The following is a 15366-nucleotide window of genomic DNA, read 5'->3' as shown; positions in this document are numbered from 1 at the left end:
AGCGAAGCCCAACAGTGTCGGGCCGTGCGCGGGGCTGTTGGGCTTCGACGCTGGAGCCGTCTCAACCCAACCTACGCGGCTGGTAGGTTGGGTTGAGCGCAGCGAAGCCCAACGGTGTCGGGCCGTGCGTGGGGCTGTTGGGCTTCGACGATGGAGCCGTCTCAACCCAACCTACGCGGCTGGTAGGTTGAGCGCAGCGAAGCCCAACGGTGTCAGGCCGTGCGCGGGGCTGTTGGGCTTCGACGATGGAGCTGTCTCAGCCCAACCTACGCGGGCCGGTAGGTTGGGTTGAGCGCAGCGAAGCTCAACATTGTCGGGCCGTGCGTGGGGCTGTTGGGCTTCGACGCTGGAGCCGTCTCAACCCAACCTACGCGGGCCGGTAGGTTGGGTTGAGCGCAGCGAAGCCCAACGCCAAGATGTCTTCAGATCGCCCGCAGCTTCTTGGCCGGCAGGTAGTCGCGGTGGACACGCTCTTCCACCAGGTACAGCCAGCAGGGGCCTTCGACCTGGGGGAAGAGGCGCACTTCCTGGATGCTGCTGGGCTTGATCGCACCATTGCCCAGTTGCACGGCCACCTCCTGCCCCAGGCGGAAGCGCGGGATGACGCCACTGTCCACCACGCTCTGCTCGGCCTTGGTCGCCGGACGACCCAGGTATTCGCCCAGGTCCACCGGACCGGAGGGGCCTTCGGCGACGGTGTCCACATGGAAGCTGTAGGCGGTGGCCAGGCCTTCGTCACCACCGTGGATCTCGCCCTGCTTGATGCGCGACACGGCCTGGTCGAGGGCGGCGTCGAGTGTCAGCTCGTTGTTCGATTGCAGGGTGATGACGATGCGGCGTTCGAAGGGGTACTGGCTCATGGTTTCGACTTTTTCGGCAGATAAGGAAAAGAGGGGACATCTTGTGCCCCCTTTGGCCGGCCGCTGTCCAGCCGGGGGCGCCCGATCGGTGACTTCGTTTGCAACCCCGGGTGTCCAGCGGCCCGGCGGTCCTAGTCCTTGCGCCGCTTCAGCTGGTCTTTCAGCTGGGTCGGCACCTCGCGAATGATCAGCAGATCCTGGCCTTCGTCGTATTCGATGCGCGAGCCCAGCAGGTGCGCCTCGAAGCTGATCGACAGCCCCTCGGCACGACCGGTGAAGCGGCGGAATTGGTTGAGGGTGCGCTTGTCCGCCGGGATCTCCGGCGCCAGACCGTAATCCTTGTTGCGGATGTAGTCGTAGAAGGCGCGCGGTGCCTCGTCGTCCATCAACTCGGAGAGGGCGTCCAGGGCCATGGGCTCGCCGCGCTTGGCCTGGCTGCTGGCGTAGTCCACCAGGGTGTCGGTCTTTTCCTTGGCGGCCTCTTCCGGCAGGTCCTCGCTCTCCACATAGTCGCTGAAGGCCTTGAGCAGGGTACGGGTCTCGCCCTTGGCATCGACGCCTTCCTGGCAGCCGATGAAGTCGCGGAAGTAGTCCGAGACCTTCTTGCCGCCCTTGCCGCGGATAAAGGAGATGTACTGGCGCGACTGCTTGTTGTTGCGCCACTCCGAGAGGTTGATCCGCGCCGCCAGGTGCAGCTGGCCCAGGTCCAGGTGCTTGGCCGGGGCCACCTCCAGCTTCTCGGTGACGGTCACCCCCTCGCTGTGGTGCAGCAGGGCGATGCTCAGGTAGTCGGTCATGCCCTGCTGGTACTGGGCGAACAGCACATGGCCGCCGGTGGAGAGGTTGCTGCTCTCCATCAGCCCCTTGAGGTGTTCCACGGCCTGGCGACTGAAGGCGACGAAATCCTGTTCGCCTTCCAGGTAGGCATGGAGCCAGCCGCTGAAGGGATAGGCGCCGGATTCCTCGTGGAACAGGCCCCAGGCCTTGTTCGGCTTGGCGTTGTAGCTGTCGTTGAGATCGGCCAGCAGATTCTCGATGGCCTGGGAGTCGGTAAGTGTGGCGTCCCGCGCGTGCAGGGTCGCGGGCTGGCCGTCGGGCTTCTTGTCGATCAGATGGACGATGGCGTGACGGATCGGCATGGCGGACTCGGTTAGCTGAGAGCCTGTTCAACGTCTCACGAGCTAGAGACAAACAAGGCGAAAATGGCTGAGGAAGCGGAGTTTACAGGTAGTAAATGAGCATTCCGAAGCCATTTTCAACGCCGTTTGGCCGACGCGCAGTAGACGTTGGATAGGCTCTGGGAAAGTCGGCAAGTCTAACGCTCCCGCGCCCTCGCAGGCAGGCCCTTGGCGCCGCAGGCTCAGCGCGCGGCCGTGGCCTGCTTTTCCTGCAGCGCGTTGCCCAGGTGCCGGGTCATGAAGGCCGCGGCGTCTTCACGGCGATCCTCCAGCAGCAGATCGATCAGCTCCAGGTGCTCCTGGCAGCGGCGCTGGGCCTGCTCGCGATCCACCGACTTCTGGTATTCGATCAAGCGGCGCAGGCGATTGAGCCGGCGCAGCGCATCGAGGATGAAGGCATTGCCCGAGCAGCGGGCGATGGTCTCGTGCAGGCGGGTGTTGGCGTCGAAGATCTCCGCCGGCGAGGCTTCGAACACCCGGCCCGCAGCCAGCAGCGCCTGCTCGTCGCGGCAGCGGCGCAATTCGCCGGCATCCAGGGTGAAGCCGGCCTCGCGGATGCCGGCCGGTTCCAGCAGCAGGCGAAAGCGATAGCTCTGGGCATAGGCGTCGGGCGAGGTGAGGCCTTCGACGAAACTCCAGCCGTAGCCCGGCAGGCGCTCGGCCCAGCCTTCCTGGACGATGCGCCTCAAGATGTCGGCCAGTTGCCCGCGGGTGACCTGGTAGCGGCGGATCAGCTCGTTTTCCGTGACCTTGAGCGGCAACTCGCCTTCGATGCGGTCACGGGCGATGGTCAGGTACAGGCGTTCGCTGGCGGACACCTCTTCGCGCGCCTGGGGCGTGGCGTCCAGGGCCGCGGCGGCCACGGCGAAGCCGCCCTCGGGATGTCGCGCCAGCAGGCCCTGGTCGGCCATCTGCTGCAGGGCGCTGCGCACCGGCGAGCGCGACACCCGCAGCCGTTCGGCCAGGGTGCGCTCGGGCAGCCGGGTGCCCACCGCCAGCTGGTGCGAGGCGATGTAGGTGAGGATGTCGGGAATCAGTTGGGAGGCGAGGGTGTTGCCCATGGCAGCGCTGGCGAGTCGACCGGAAAGGTCCGGGATGCTAGCACGGGACCCGCCGGGCGCAGTCGGCGCGGCGGGTTGCGGCTGGTCGTTCAGTCGCCGCTCGGGCTGACGTCCATGTCCTTGAGCTTCACCAGCCGGCTGCCGTGCTTGAAGCGATAACCCAGCCAGACGGCGAGAAACAGCGGCAGGCTGATGTAGGTGGCGGCCAGGCCCAGCCAGTCGATGCCCTTGGGACCGAACAGGGCGGCATAGTTCTGCCCCAGGGTGATCACCAGGCAGAGGGCGAAGGCCAGCAGCGGTCCGAAGGGAAACAGCTTGGCGCGATAGGGCAGGTCTTCCAGGCGGCGACCCTGGGCCAGGTAGCCCTGGCGGAAGCGATAGTGGGACACGGCGATGCCCAGCCAGGCGATGAAGCCGCACATGCCCGAGGTGTTGAGCAGCCAGCCATAGAGCGCCTTGTCGCCCACCAGGGAGGTGAAGAAGCACAGGGCGCCCACGGCGGTGGTGGCGAGCAGCGCGTTGCGCGGCACGCCATTGCGCGAGACGCGGGCGAACAGGCGCGGCGCCTTGCCCTGTTCGGCCAGGCTGTGCAGCATCCGCGTCGAGGCATACATGCCCGAGGTGCCGGCGGAGAGCACCGCCGAGAGGATCACCGCGTTCATCAGGCTGGCGGCGAAGGCCAGGCCGGCGCGCTCGAACAGGAGCGTGAACGGCGAGACGGAGACGTCGGTGGCGTCGTTCTGCAGGAGGCGCGGATCGGTGTAGGGGATCAGCATGCCGATGACGAAGATCGCCAGCACATAGAACATCAGGATGCGCCAGAACACCTGGCGGATGGCGATGGGCACGTTCTTGCGCGGATTTTCCGATTCGCCGGCGGCGATGCCGATCAGCTCGGTGCCCTGGAAGGAGAAGCCGGCGATCATGGCCACCCCGACCATGGCCTGCAGGCCGCCGACGAAGGGCGCCTCGCCCTGGGTGAAGACGGAAAGCCCCGGCGGCTCGATGCCGCTGAAGATGCCGAGGATGGCGGCCAGGCCCAGGCCGATGAAGACCACCACGGTGGTTACCTTGATCAGCGCGAACCAGAATTCGCTCTCGCCGAAGCCGCGCACCGACACCGCATTGAGCAGGAACATCAGGCCAAGGAACAGCGCGCTCCAGAGCAGCCCCGGCACCTCGGGAAACCAGAAGCCCATCACCAGCTGCGCCGCCACCAGTTCGGCGGCGATGGTCACCGCCCAGTTGTACCAGTAGTTCCAGCCGAGGGCGAAGCCGAAGCCGTCTTCGACGAAGCGACTGCCATAGATGGAGAAGGAACCCGACACCGGCTGGTAGGCGGCCATCTCGCCGAGGCTGGTCATGAGGAAATAGACCATCAGGCCGATCAGCGCATAGGCCGCCAGGGCACCGCCCGGGCCGGCGGTGGCCACGGTGGCGCCGGAGGCGACGAACAGCCCGGTGCCGATGGAGCCGCCGATGGCGATCATGTTGAGGTGACGGGGCTTGAGCCGACGCTGCAGACTCGGAGAGGCGGTGGACATGGGGTTTCCAGCTGGCAGTTGAAGGGGCCGGACGTTGGCTCTGGCGGCCATTCGCGGTCATGGGGCGCAGGGCGATGTACGCACCGCCTGCCGCCACCTGCGCGGGCAGCGGCAAAAAAGCGGCGAAGCTTAGCAGGCTAAGGGCGCCAGGTGGGATGGCGGTCGTCGGTGCGCGACTGTCGCAGTCCGATCATTGGCGGGCCGCGCTTCGGCTAGCATGAGCCCAAGGTCGGAGAAGGCAACGCAGCGTGATCGATTCAAGAACCTTTGGCAGCGGTATCCAGGGCAAGAACTACCTGCAGTTGCAGTCGACGCGACCGCGGCCGGAGTTTTCCCGGCTGGTCGGCTTCATCCTGCTCGATCACTTTTCCCTGCCGTCCTTCACCCAGGCGCTGGATACCCTGGTCACCGCCAATCTGCTGGCCGCCGGGACCTTCGCCACCCGGACCTACAGCCCGACCGGCGCCGAGGTGCTCAGCGACCTCGGCATCGTCATCCGCCCGGATGGCGACTACCGCGCCGCGGAGCAGGCCCGCTTCGACCTGCTGGTGGTCTGTGGCGGCCTGCGGACGCCGCTGGAGCTGGATCCGCGGCTCAAGGCGCTACTGCTGCGCGCGGCCAAGCAGCAGGTGACCCTCTGCGGCCTGTGGAACGGCGCCTGGCAACTGGGCCAGGCCGGGATGCTGGACGGCTATCGCTGCGCCATCCATCCCGAGCAGCGCAGCGCCTTCAGCGAACGGGTGCGCGGTTGCAAGACCTCGGCGGAAAGTCATGTGCTGGATCGCGATCGGCTCACCGCGGCCAGTCCCAGCGGCGCCTTCCACCTCTTTCTCGAATGGATCGGTGCCCAGTGCGGCAGCGCCCTGGCCGATGGCCTGGTCAACATCCTGGCTTTCGAGGAATCGCGCTTTCGCCAGGTCAATCCGACGCTCAAGGTGCAGATGACCCCGCCGCTGCGCGAGGTGGTGACCCTGATGGAGGCCAACATCGAGGAGCCCCTGACCATCGAGCAGCTGTGCGACTACGCCGGCCGCTCGCGGCGCCAGGTCGAGCGGCTGTTTCGCGAGCAGCTCGACACCGCGCCCATGCGCTATTACCTCGAGTTGCGCATCACCGAGGGGCGCCGCCTGCTGCAGCATTCCACCCTGTCGGTGCTGGAGGTGGCGGTGGCCTGCGGCTTCACCTCGGTCACCCACTTCAGCAAGAGATACTCGGCCTACTTTGGCTATCCACCGTCCAAGGAGCGGCGATTGAAGTATTGAGCCGCCGGCTATTGCGCTCGGGGTGAAGGGGCAGAGGGCGCGCCCCAGAGCGTTTCGTCGGCGCACCGGAACGGCTGCACGCCGGCTCGCTCGAAGCCTTATCCCGCCGCGACACGGCGTGCGTGACGCGGCGACGGGTACCCCGATGATCTACCGAGCGAGGATGTCCCATGACTGACCCACGTAACGTCGCCCACGACAAGAAAGTGCAGCAGGAAAAGAAGCATCAGGGCGAGGACATCGCACCCGATGCCGAGCACGCGCCGCAACCGGGCAAGAAACCTGCGCTCAAGGACCACGACGAGCAGGCCGACGACAAGGCCTGACCGCCTGCCGGCCTCGCCACGCGCGAGGCCTTCGCCGATGCTGACGGCCGTCGGCATCGCACCCTCCCCAGAGAGTCACCCGCCCAGCGCCGGCTCCGGTTGCCGGGTCCGCTCCGCCGCATTCAGGCACAGCAATCCCGCCAGGGCGAACAGCAGGCCGAGCAGCATGCCCGGCGCCAGGGGTTCGTCGAAACAGGCCCAGGCCCAGAGCAGCGCCACCGGCGGACTCAGGTAGAGCGCGCCACTTACCGCCTGGGGACTGCCCTGACGCAGGCACAGCCAGTAGAGGCCGAAGCCGAGCAGGGTCGGGATCAGCAGCCAGAGCACCGCCAGGGCGAAGCCGAGGGTCAGCGGTGGGGTCAGAGGACCTTCCACCCCGGCTACCCCCAGCATCACCAGACTGCTGGCCGCGAGCTGGATGAACAGCTGGGTCCGCAGCGCCAGTCGACTCGGCGGCAGGCGACTCTGCACCAGGGTCGCCAGGGCCAGGGCCAGGGCGCTGCCCAGGGGCAGGACGTAGGCCCAGCCGGGAGCCACGCCCAGGCCCAATCCCGCGCCGGTGGCCAGCAGGACGCCCGTCAGGCCCAGGCCCAGGCCGAGCCACTGGCGTCCGTTGGTGCGCTGGCCCGGCAGCAGGCAGCAGCCCAGCGCCACCAGCAGCGGCGACAGATCCGACAGCAGCGCCGCCAGCCCGGGTGAGACGCCCAGTTCGATGGCCTTGGCCGCCGGTCCTACCGCGCCGGCAAAGGCCAGCACGCCAATGCCCGCCTGCTGGCCGACGATCTTCAGCGGCAATCGCCGCACCTCGGCCCAGGCGAAAGGCAGCAGCAGCAGGGCGGCCAGCAGCAGGCGCCAAAAGGTCACCAGCAGGGTAGGGGCCTGGTCCGCGGCGTAGCGATAACCGACGAAACCGGCGCTCCAGCACAGCACCAAGGCAAGTTGGCGCAGCAGCGGGGAAAACAGGATGGCAGGCATGGCCAGACTCCAGATGACGGAATGCCTTGAGCCTGGCCCAGGGTGGTAATACACTCAAACGACATTATCGGTAGCTATGGTTCGATAAAAACGCATCATGCCCGCACCTCTCGATATCGATGTCCTGCGTACCTTCCACACCATCGTGCGGCTGGGGCAGTTTCGCGCCGCCTCGCTGCAGCTCAATCGCAGTCCCTCGGCGGTGAGCAGCCAGATCCGCCGACTGGAAGAGCAGACCGGTGGCCGGCTGTTCGAGCGCGACAACCAGGCCGTGACCCTGACGCCGCTCGGGCGCCGCGTGCTGTTGGAGACCGCCGACCTGCTGCAGGCTCACGACCGCATCCTCGCCGGTCTCACCGGCCAGCCGGTGGTGGGCGAGGTGCGCCTGGGCGTGGCCGAGGACTATGCCGCGCGCCTGCTCAAGGCCGTGCTGCCGCGCTTGCAGGGCGAGCATCCCGGGATCGTCCTGGAGGTCATGACCGGGAACAGCAGCCAACTCCGGCGCTGGCTCGGCCAGGGCCTGCTGGACCTGGCGCTGCTGGTGGGGCCGCCCCGCACCGACCGGGCGGACGGCCAGCGGTTCGGCCATACCCAGCCGGTGTGGGTCGCCGGTCCCGGGCTGCAACTGAGCGCGGACGCCAGCGTGCCCCTGGCGCTGCACGGCGAGGGCTGCAGCTATCGCGAACTGGGCATCGACCTGCTCATCCGCCAGGGCCGGCGCTGGCATGCGGTGGTGACCAGCGCCGCCTCTTCGGCGCTGGAGGCGGCGGTCGAACTGGGCCAGGCGGTGGCCATCACCGACCGGACGCGCATGACCCCGCCGATGCGCGAACTGACGCCGGAAGAGGGCTTTGCGCAACTGCCGGTGCACGAGTTGCGGCTGGCCTCGCCACCGGGCGAGCGCAGCCCCGCCTGCGCCTCGCTGGCCGGCCTGATCGCCGAGGATTTCCGCCTCTAGCCAGGCGGCGCGAGGTTTGACCGGTCGGCCGCGCAGCCACTAAGGTGCCCGGCTTGCCGCTCGACTCCTGATGCCCATCAAGCTCAGTCCCGCCCTTCGAGACGCGCCGGATCGATACGCACGTCCGGCCGCTACCGTTGCTCCTGTCCGCTGTTCTGGAATATTCCGCCGTCATGACTGCCCCACCCGCCATCCCCCGTCTCATCTATCTGCTGGCCCTGACCATCTTCGCGCTGACCACCGCCGAATTCATGGTGGCCGGCATGATGCCGGCGCTGGCCGCCGATCTCGGCGTCTCCATCGGCCAGATCGGCTATCTGATCTCCTGGTATGCCCTGGGCATGGCTCTGGGCGGCCCGCCGCTGACCCTGTTGCTGCTGGCCCTGCGGCTGGCGGAGAAGTCGGCGCTGCTGTGGCTGCTGGCGTTCTATCTGGTGGGCGCCGTGATCGCCGCGCTGGCGGCCAGCTATCCGGTGATGGCGGCGGGGAGGGTGCTCATGGGCATCGCCAGCTCCGCCAGCATCGGCCTCTGTCTGACCCTGGGCGCCAACCTGGTCACGCCGGATCGCCGCGGCCGGGCGGCCTCGCTGATCCTGTCCGGACTCATGCTGGCGCCCGTGTTCGGGGTGCCGGGTACGGTGCTGATCGAGCAACTGGCCGGCTGGCGTGCCAGCTTCTGGGCGGTCGCCCTGCTGGCGGCCTGCTGCACCCTGCTGGTCGGCCTGTGCGTGCCCCGGGCGCCGGCGCGCGCGGCCGGGCAACTGGGTGGCGAGCTGCGGACCCTGGTCAGCGCCAGGCTCTGGGCGGCCTACCTCACCAGCGGCCTGATCATCGGCGCGACCTTCGCCGGCTTCAGCTATTTCTCGCCCATCCTGATCCAGGTGACGGGTTTCGCGGCCACCACCATTCCCTGGTTGCTGATGGGTTACGGCCTCGCCAACGTGTTGGGCAATCTGCTGGTGGGTCGCCTGGCCGATCGCTACACCCTGAAGGTGCAGGGTATCGGGCTGGTCGTGCTGGCGCTGGGCTTCGCCCTCTTCGTCAGCTGCGCCGAGAGTGCCGCGGCCAGCCTGCTGGCGCTGGCGCTGATCGGCCTGACCGGGGTGGCGCTCAACCCGGCCATGGTCGCCCGGGTCATGGCCGCCGCCACCCCGGGGCCCCTGGTCAACACCCTGCATACCTCGGTGATCACCGCGGGCCTGGCGGTGGGTGCCTGGGCCGGTGGCGCGGCCATCGATGCCGGCCAGGGCCTGCGCGCGCCCCTGTGGGTCGGCCTGGGGATGGCGCTGCTGGGCGTGCTGAGCCTGGTGCCCAGCCTGGTGCGGCGGCTGACCCTGGCGGCGCCGCCCGCGAGTCGCTGCTAGCGCCTGGCAGCTGTGGCGACCTGGCCTTACCGGACTGCCGCCGCGCTCGCCAGGAATTTCGTCGCTGAACGGCTCTACGAAGCAGCTTTCAGGGGGGGTTGTATGCCGCCTTCGCTGTAGCCTGACTGTCATCTCTGCCTGGCATGTTGCCTTTCGAACAGCAAGGCGCGATTTCGCGCCTTCGCTCCTCAGGCTATCGATAAGGGCGGCACAGACATGCAGGCTTCGCTTCGCGGTTTGACGTTGGGATTGGTGCTCGGGCTGGTGAGTGGCGGCCCGGTGTGGGCGGCGACGCCCATTCCCTTCTGGCATTCGATGGATGCGGAGCTTGGCAAGGAGGTCGATTCCCTGGCCCAGCGCTTCAACCAGGCGCATCCGGAATTCCAGGTGCAGCCGGTGTACAAGGGCAACTACGAGCAGAATCTGGCGGCCGGCATCGCGGCCTTCCGGACCGGCAAGCCGCCGGCCATCCTGCAGGTCTACGAAGTGGGCACCGCGACCATGATGGCGTCCAGGGCCATCGAGCCGGTCTACCAGGTGTTCAAGGATGCGGGCGTGAAGCTGGATGAAGCGGGCTTCGTACCCACCGTCGCCAGCTACTACAGCGACGCCAAGACCGGTCAGCTGCTGTCCATGCCGTTCAACAGTTCCACCCCGGTGCTCTACTACAACAAGGCGGCCTTCAAGCAGGCCGGCCTCGATCCGGAAGCGCCACCCAAGACCTGGAAGGAGCTGGCCGAGGACAGCGCCAAGTTGCGCGCCGCCGGCCTGAAGTGCGGCTATACCAGCGGCTGGCAGAGCTGGGTGCAACTGGAAAACTTCAGCGCCTGGAACGGCCTGCCCTTCGCCAGCCAGGACAACGGCTACCTGGGCAGCGATGCCGTGCTGGAATTCAACCAGGCGCCGCAGGTCAGGCACATCGCCCTGTTGCAGGAGATGGGCAAGCGCGGTGACTTCACCTACGTCGGCCGCAAGGACGAATCCACGGAGAAGTTCTACAACGGCGACTGCGCCATGCTGACCACCTCGTCCGGCTCGCTGGCCAACATCCGCCACTACGCCAAGTTCGACTTCGGCGTGGCCATGATGCCCTACGACGGCGATCTCAAGAGCGCCCCCCAGAACGCCATCATCGGCGGCGCCAGCCTCTGGGTGTTCAAGGGCCAGGATGCGACGGTGAAGCGTGGCGTGGCCGAATTCCTCGCCTTCCTGGCGCAGCCGGCGATCGCCGCCGAATGGCACCAGCTGACCGGCTACCTGCCAATCACCAAGGCGGCCTACGACCTGACCCGCGAGCAGGGCTTCTATACCAAGAACCCAGGGGCCGACATCGCCACCCGGCAGATGCTGAACAAGCCGCCGCTGGCCTTCACCAAGGGCCTGCGCCTGGGCAACATGCCGCAGATCCGTGCGGTGATCGATGAAGAGCTGGAAAGCGTCTGGACCGGCAAGCAGGCCCCGCAGCAGGCGCTGGATGCCGCCGTGCAGCGCGGCAACGTGCTGTTGCGTCGCTTCGAAAAATCCACCCAGTAAGCCCGGGGTCCGCCCTGGCGGCGCCTGCCGACGACTGCAGGCGCCGTTCCTCTTTTCGCGACGATGCGTGCCCATGTCTACATCCCGTCAGGTCTTTCCTTCCGGCTGGCTGCCCTATGCGCTGCTCGCGCCGCAGCTGGCGATCACCGCCGTGTTCTTTCTCTGGCCCGCCGGCAAGACGCTCTGGTATTCGCTGCAGAGCGTCGATCCCTTCGGCCTGTCCAGCCAGTTCGTCGGTCTCGACAACTTCCGTCAGCTGTTCCAGGACCCGCTGTATCTGGCCTCCTTCTGGACCACCCTGACCTTCAGCGCCCTGGTGACCGGCTGCGGCCTGCTGGTGTCCCTGGTGCTGGCGGCCCTGGTCGATCTGGTGGTGCGCGGCAGCCGGATCTACCAGACCCTGCTGCTGCTGCCCTATGCGGTGGCACCGGCCATCGCCGCGGTGCTGTGGATCTTCCTGTTCAACCCCGGTCTCGGTCTGCTCACCCTGGTGCTGGAACGCTACGGCTATCACTGGAACCACGCCCAGAACGCCGGCCAGGCTATGTTCCTGGTGGTGCTCGCCTCGGTGTGGAAGCAGATCAGCTACAATTTCCTGTTCTTCTTCGCGGCGCTGCAATCCATCCCGCGCTCGCTGCTGGAGGCCGCCGCCATCGACGGCGCCGGGCCGCTGCGCCGCTTCCTGCAGCTGTCGCTGCCGCTGATCGCGCCGATCAGCTTCTTCCTGCTGGTGGTCAACCTGGTCTACGCCTTCTTCGACACCTTTCCGGTGATCGACGCGGCCACCGGCGGCGGGCCGGTGCAGGCCACCACCACCCTGATCTACAAGATCTACCGCGAGGGCTTCACCGGACTCGATCTCGCCGCCTCCGCCGCCTCCGCCGCCCAGTCGGTGGTGCTGATGCTGCTGGTCATCGTGCTCACGGTGGTGCAGTTCCGCTACGTCGAACGCCGGGTGCGCTATCAATGATCGAGAATCGCCGCGGGCTGACCCTGCTGTGCCACCTGATGCTGGTGCTGGGCATCGGCGTCATCCTCTTTCCGCTCTATGTGGCCTTCGTGGCCGCCACCCTCGACGACCGGGCGGTGTTCGCCACGCCCATGACCCTGGTCCCTGGGCGCCATCTCTGGGACAACCTCGGCCTGATCTGGACCGAGGGCGTGGGCAACAGCACCGCGCCGTTCTGGCGGCTGCTGCTCAACAGCTTCCTGGTGGCGCTGGGCATCACCCTGGGCAAGCTGTCGGTGTCCATCCTCTCGGCCTTCGCCGTCGTCTGGTTCCGCTTTCCGCTGCGCACCCTGGCCTTCTGGCTGATCTTCATCACCCTGATGCTGCCGGTGGAGGTGCGCATCTTTCCCACCGTGGACACCATCGGCCACCTGGGCATGCTGGACAGCTACGCCGGCCTCACGCTGCCGCTGATGGCCTCGGCCACCGCCACCTTCCTGTTCCGCCAGTTCTTTCTGACGCTGCCCGAAGAATTGCTGGAAGCGGCGCGCATCGATGGCGCCTCGCCGCTGCGCTTCTTTCGCGACATCGTCCTGCCGCTGTCGCGGACCAACCTGGCGGCGCTGTTCGTCATCACCTTCATCTACGGCTGGAACCAGTACCTCTGGCCGCTGCTGATCGTCAGCAACCCCGACCTCGGCACGGCCGTGGCGGGCATTCGCGGCATGCTCTCGCTCGGCGAGCGGGCGCCGCAATGGAACCAGGTGATGGCGGCCATGCTGCTCACCCTGATCCCGCCGGTGGCGGTGGTGATGGTCATGCAACGCGCCTTCGTGCGCGGTCTGGTGGATAGCGAAAAGTAACCATGGCAAACCTCGAACTCAGGGCCGTCTCCAAGAGCTGGAGCGGCGGCAAGACCCAGGTCATCCAGCCCCTCGATCTTCAGGTGGCGGATGGCGAATTCATCGTGCTGGTGGGCCCTTCGGGCTGCGGCAAGTCCACCCTACTGCGACTGGTGGCGGGGCTGGAGCGGGTCAGCGCCGGCAGCATCCACATCGGCGGCCGGGACGTCACCGCGCTGGAACCCAAGGCGCGCGGCATCGCCATGGTATTCCAGAACTACGCCCTCTATCCGCACATGAGCGTGGCCGAGAGTCTGGCCTGGGGCCTCAAGATCGCCGGTCTCGGCCGCGCCGAGATCGCCACCCGGGTCAAGGAGGCGGTGCGCATCCTGGAACTGGAGGGCCTGCTCGAACGGCGGCCGCGAGAGCTGTCCGGCGGCCAGCGCCAGCGGGTGGCCATGGGGCGCGCCCTGGTGCGCGATCCGGCGGTGTTCCTGTTCGACGAGCCGCTCTCCAACCTGGACGCCAAGCTGCGGGTGCAGATGCGTCTGGAGTTGCAGCAGCTGCACCAGCGACTCGCGACCACCAGCCTCTATGTCACCCATGACCAGGTGGAGGCCATGACCCTGGCCCAGCGTGTGGTGGTGATGCAGGCGGGGGTGGTCGAGCAGCTCGGCACCCCGGTGGAGGTCTACGAACGTCCGGCGACGCGTTTCGTCGCCAGCTTCATCGGCAGTCCGGCGATGAACCTGCTGGATGGCCAGGTCGACGCCGCGGGCAGCCACTGCGACGTGCCGGGCGGTCTGCGCCTGCCGCTGGGGCCGGGCTATCGCCACCTGGCCGGACGCCCGGTCTGCCTGGGCATCCGGCCCGAGCACCTGCAACCCTGCGGTATTTCGGAGCAGGGCCTGCCGCTGGTGGTCCGCACCCTGGAGATCCTCGGCGCCGACAACCTGGCCCATGGGCGCTGGGGCGAGCAGGCGCTGGTGGTGCGCCTGCCCCATCAGCAGCGGCCGGCGCCGGGTCATGTCCTGCAGCTGCGCGCGCCAGCGGAGCACCTGCACCTGTTCGACGCCGCCTCCGGGCAGCGCCTCGATCCCCGGCACTAGGCATTAGGCGCTAGGCACGCCGGTCCGGTCGGGGCGCGGGGCGGTTTCCCTCCGGCGCCCCGGAGAGGATACTGCGCCCTTTGCCGCGCTGACCGCCGATACCCATGGAAAACCTCCCGCTGTTCGATCTGCCCGCCGCCGCCGCCGAGGAAAAACCCAAGCCCAGGCGCGCCCGCAAGTCCGCTCCCGCCAGCGGCCTGCGCCTGCTGCACACCTCCGACTGGCACCTGGGGCAGCACTTCCTCGGACGCACCCGCGAGGCCGAGCATCGCGCCTTTCTCGCCTGGCTGGTCGCCCAGGTGGCGGAGCAGGAGGTAGACGTGGTGCTGGTGGCGGGAGACATCTTCGACACCGCCACGCCGCCGAGCTATGCCCGCGAGTTGTACAACGGCTTCATCGTCGCCCTGCGCGGCACCGGCGCCAGCCTGGTGGTGCTCGGCGGCAACCATGATTCCGCCGCGGTGCTGGCCGAGTCCCGCGAATTGCTGGCCTGCCTGGACACCCGGGTGATCCCCTGCGTCAGCGAGACGCCAGCCGACCAGTTGCTGGAATTGCGTCGCCGCGACGGCGAGATCGGCGCGCTGCTCTGCGGCATTCCCTTCGTGCGGCCGCGCGATGTGGTGCAGAGCCAGGCCGGGCAGAGCGCCGAGGAAAAGCGCCAGGCGCTGCAACAGGCCATCCAGGGGCACTATGCCGAGTTGTTCGCCCTGGCCGAGGCGCGCCGCGCCGAACTGGGCGCGCCGCTGCCGATCATCGCCACCGGCCACCTGACCACCGTAGGCGCCAGCGCCAGCGAGTCGGTGCGGGAGATCTATGTCGGCAGTCTCGACGCCTTTCCCACCAGCGCCTTTCCGCCGGCGGACTACATCGCCCTCGGCCATATCCACCGACCCCAGCGGGTCGGCGGCCTGGAGCAGGTGCGCTACAGCGGCTCGCCGCTGTGCCTGAGTTTCGACGAGGAACGCGCCAAGGAAGTCCTGCTGGTGGAATTCGGCGCCGCCCTGGAGCGGGTCACGCCCGTGGCGGTGCCCTGTTTCCAGCCACTGGCCGTGGTGCAGGGCACTCTCGACACCCTGGGCGCCGCCCTGGTCGAGGCGGCGGCCGACGGCAGCCCCGAGTGCCCGGTGTGGGCCGAGGTGGTGGTGGCCGGTGACGACTACCTGGCCGATCTGCAGCCGCGCATCTCCGCTTTGGTGGCCGAATTGCCACTGGACGTGCTGCGGGTAAGGCGCGCGCGCAGCGCCGTCGCCCCTGCCCTGCAGGGTACCCAGCGCGAAACCCTGGAAGAACTCAGCCCGCTGGACGTCTTCAGCCAGCGCCTGGCCGCCGAAACCCTGGACGACGAACTGCGTACCCGCCTGGAAGGCCTTTACCGTGAGGTTCTTGGCGAGTTGCCTGCCTGATC

At 67.8% G+C, this 15366-nt stretch carries 14 protein-coding genes; 9 read left to right on the top strand and 5 right to left on the bottom strand.

Annotated features, from left to right (window positions below; genetic code table 11):
* Window positions 1-422: 422 nt before the first annotated feature.
* The 4 genes from FHR73_RS12165 to FHR73_RS12150 form a co-directional block, all read right to left on the bottom strand.
* The gene (locus FHR73_RS12165) at window positions 423-860 is read right to left on the bottom strand and encodes a hypothetical protein (RefSeq protein WP_183631414.1); all 438 of its coding nucleotides are present in this window, start codon (window positions 858-860) and stop codon (window positions 423-425) included.
* A gap of 131 nt (window positions 861-991) precedes the next feature.
* Window positions 992-1999, bottom strand: coding sequence for a nucleoid-associated protein YejK (gene yejK, locus FHR73_RS12160; RefSeq protein ID WP_183631412.1), 1008 nt, complete (start codon window positions 1997-1999; stop codon window positions 992-994).
* Between the two features lie 221 nt (window positions 2000-2220).
* A complete protein-coding gene (locus tag FHR73_RS12155) occupies window positions 2221-3099 on the bottom strand; it encodes a GntR family transcriptional regulator (protein ID WP_183631410.1) in 879 nt (292 codons plus the stop codon).
* A gap of 89 nt (window positions 3100-3188) precedes the next feature.
* Window positions 3189-4643, bottom strand: coding sequence for an amino acid permease (locus FHR73_RS12150; protein ID WP_183631408.1), 1455 nt, complete (start codon window positions 4641-4643; stop codon window positions 3189-3191).
* A 248-nt stretch (window positions 4644-4891) separates the two neighbouring features.
* Between FHR73_RS12150 and FHR73_RS12145 the strand changes: the two genes are divergently transcribed.
* Together FHR73_RS12145 and FHR73_RS12140 are read left to right on the top strand one after the other, a co-directional pair.
* Window positions 4892-5905, top strand: a complete 1014-nt coding sequence (locus FHR73_RS12145) for a GlxA family transcriptional regulator (RefSeq protein WP_183631406.1) — start codon at window positions 4892-4894, stop codon at window positions 5903-5905.
* Window positions 5906-6075: 170 nt separating this feature from the next.
* The gene (locus FHR73_RS12140) at window positions 6076-6231 is read left to right on the top strand and encodes a hypothetical protein (protein ID WP_007162553.1); all 156 of its coding nucleotides are present in this window, start codon (window positions 6076-6078) and stop codon (window positions 6229-6231) included.
* Window positions 6232-6306: 75 nt separating this feature from the next.
* On the opposite strand, the gene FHR73_RS12135 is transcribed toward FHR73_RS12140, so the two are convergent.
* A complete protein-coding gene (locus FHR73_RS12135) occupies window positions 6307-7206 on the bottom strand; it encodes a DMT family transporter (protein ID WP_183631404.1) in 900 nt (299 codons plus the stop codon).
* Window positions 7207-7303: 97 nt separating this feature from the next.
* Between FHR73_RS12135 and FHR73_RS12130 the strand changes: the two genes are divergently transcribed.
* The 7 genes from FHR73_RS12130 to sbcD all read left to right on the top strand — a co-directional run bounded on the left by FHR73_RS12130 (window position 7304) and on the right by sbcD (window position 15364).
* Window positions 7304-8164 carry a LysR family transcriptional regulator gene (locus FHR73_RS12130; RefSeq protein ID WP_183631402.1) on the top strand — a complete coding sequence of 287 codons (861 nt, stop codon included), beginning with the start codon at window positions 7304-7306 and terminating at the stop codon, window positions 8162-8164.
* A 173-nt stretch (window positions 8165-8337) separates the two neighbouring features.
* Window positions 8338-9528 carry an MFS transporter gene (locus FHR73_RS12125; RefSeq protein WP_183631400.1) on the top strand — a complete coding sequence of 397 codons (1191 nt, stop codon included), beginning with the start codon at window positions 8338-8340 and terminating at the stop codon, window positions 9526-9528.
* A 216-nt stretch (window positions 9529-9744) separates the two neighbouring features.
* Window positions 9745-11061: a sn-glycerol-3-phosphate ABC transporter substrate-binding protein UgpB gene (gene ugpB / locus FHR73_RS12120; RefSeq protein WP_183631398.1), complete on the top strand. Its 1317-nt coding sequence runs from the start codon at window positions 9745-9747 to the stop codon at window positions 11059-11061.
* A gap of 73 nt (window positions 11062-11134) precedes the next feature.
* The gene (ugpA, locus tag FHR73_RS12115; protein ID WP_183631395.1) at window positions 11135-12031 is read left to right on the top strand and encodes a sn-glycerol-3-phosphate ABC transporter permease UgpA; all 897 of its coding nucleotides are present in this window, start codon (window positions 11135-11137) and stop codon (window positions 12029-12031) included.
* On the top strand, window positions 12028-12873 hold the full coding sequence (gene ugpE / locus FHR73_RS12110; RefSeq protein ID WP_183631394.1) for a sn-glycerol-3-phosphate ABC transporter permease UgpE: 846 nt from the start codon (window positions 12028-12030) through the stop codon (window positions 12871-12873). The genes ugpA and ugpE overlap by 4 nt, the downstream gene beginning before the upstream one ends.
* A gap of 2 nt (window positions 12874-12875) precedes the next feature.
* The gene (locus FHR73_RS12105; protein WP_183631392.1) at window positions 12876-13961 is read left to right on the top strand and encodes a sn-glycerol-3-phosphate import ATP-binding protein UgpC; all 1086 of its coding nucleotides are present in this window, start codon (window positions 12876-12878) and stop codon (window positions 13959-13961) included.
* Between the two features lie 197 nt (window positions 13962-14158).
* The gene (gene sbcD / locus FHR73_RS12100) at window positions 14159-15364 is read left to right on the top strand and encodes an exonuclease subunit SbcD (protein ID WP_183631577.1); all 1206 of its coding nucleotides are present in this window, start codon (window positions 14159-14161) and stop codon (window positions 15362-15364) included.
* Window positions 15365-15366 lie beyond the last annotated feature (2 nt).

This window comes from Pseudomonas sp. AS2.8 (assembly GCF_014190935.1).
In the GTDB taxonomy this organism is placed as follows: Bacteria; Pseudomonadota; Gammaproteobacteria; order Pseudomonadales; family Pseudomonadaceae; genus Chryseomonas.
The sequence above is the reverse complement of the archived record's forward strand: the minus strand, read 5'-3'. Positions and strand labels throughout refer to the sequence as shown.

Bases quoted from the DNA above. Each gene is read 5' to 3' on its own strand.
- FHR73_RS12165 (WP_183631414.1), bottom strand. From the start codon at position 860: ATGAGCCAGTACCCCTTCGAACGCCGCATCGTCATCACCCTGCAATCG.
- yejK (WP_183631412.1), bottom strand. From the start codon at position 1,999: ATGCCGATCCGTCACGCCATCGTCCATCTGATCGACAAGAAGCCCGAC.
- FHR73_RS12155 (WP_183631410.1), bottom strand. From the start codon at position 3,099: ATGGGCAACACCCTCGCCTCCCAACTGATTCCCGACATCCTCACCTAC.
- FHR73_RS12150 (WP_183631408.1), bottom strand. From the start codon at position 4,643: ATGTCCACCGCCTCTCCGAGTCTGCAGCGTCGGCTCAAGCCCCGTCAC.
- FHR73_RS12140 (WP_007162553.1), top strand. From the start codon at position 6,076: ATGACTGACCCACGTAACGTCGCCCACGACAAGAAAGTGCAGCAGGAA.
- FHR73_RS12135 (WP_183631404.1), bottom strand. From the start codon at position 7,206: ATGCCTGCCATCCTGTTTTCCCCGCTGCTGCGCCAACTTGCCTTGGTG.
- FHR73_RS12130 (WP_183631402.1), top strand. From the start codon at position 7,304: ATGCCCGCACCTCTCGATATCGATGTCCTGCGTACCTTCCACACCATC.
- FHR73_RS12125 (WP_183631400.1), top strand. From the start codon at position 8,338: ATGACTGCCCCACCCGCCATCCCCCGTCTCATCTATCTGCTGGCCCTG.
- ugpB (WP_183631398.1), top strand. From the start codon at position 9,745: ATGCAGGCTTCGCTTCGCGGTTTGACGTTGGGATTGGTGCTCGGGCTG.
- ugpA (WP_183631395.1), top strand. From the start codon at position 11,135: ATGTCTACATCCCGTCAGGTCTTTCCTTCCGGCTGGCTGCCCTATGCG.
- ugpE (WP_183631394.1), top strand. From the start codon at position 12,028: ATGATCGAGAATCGCCGCGGGCTGACCCTGCTGTGCCACCTGATGCTG.
- FHR73_RS12105 (WP_183631392.1), top strand. From the start codon at position 12,876: ATGGCAAACCTCGAACTCAGGGCCGTCTCCAAGAGCTGGAGCGGCGGC.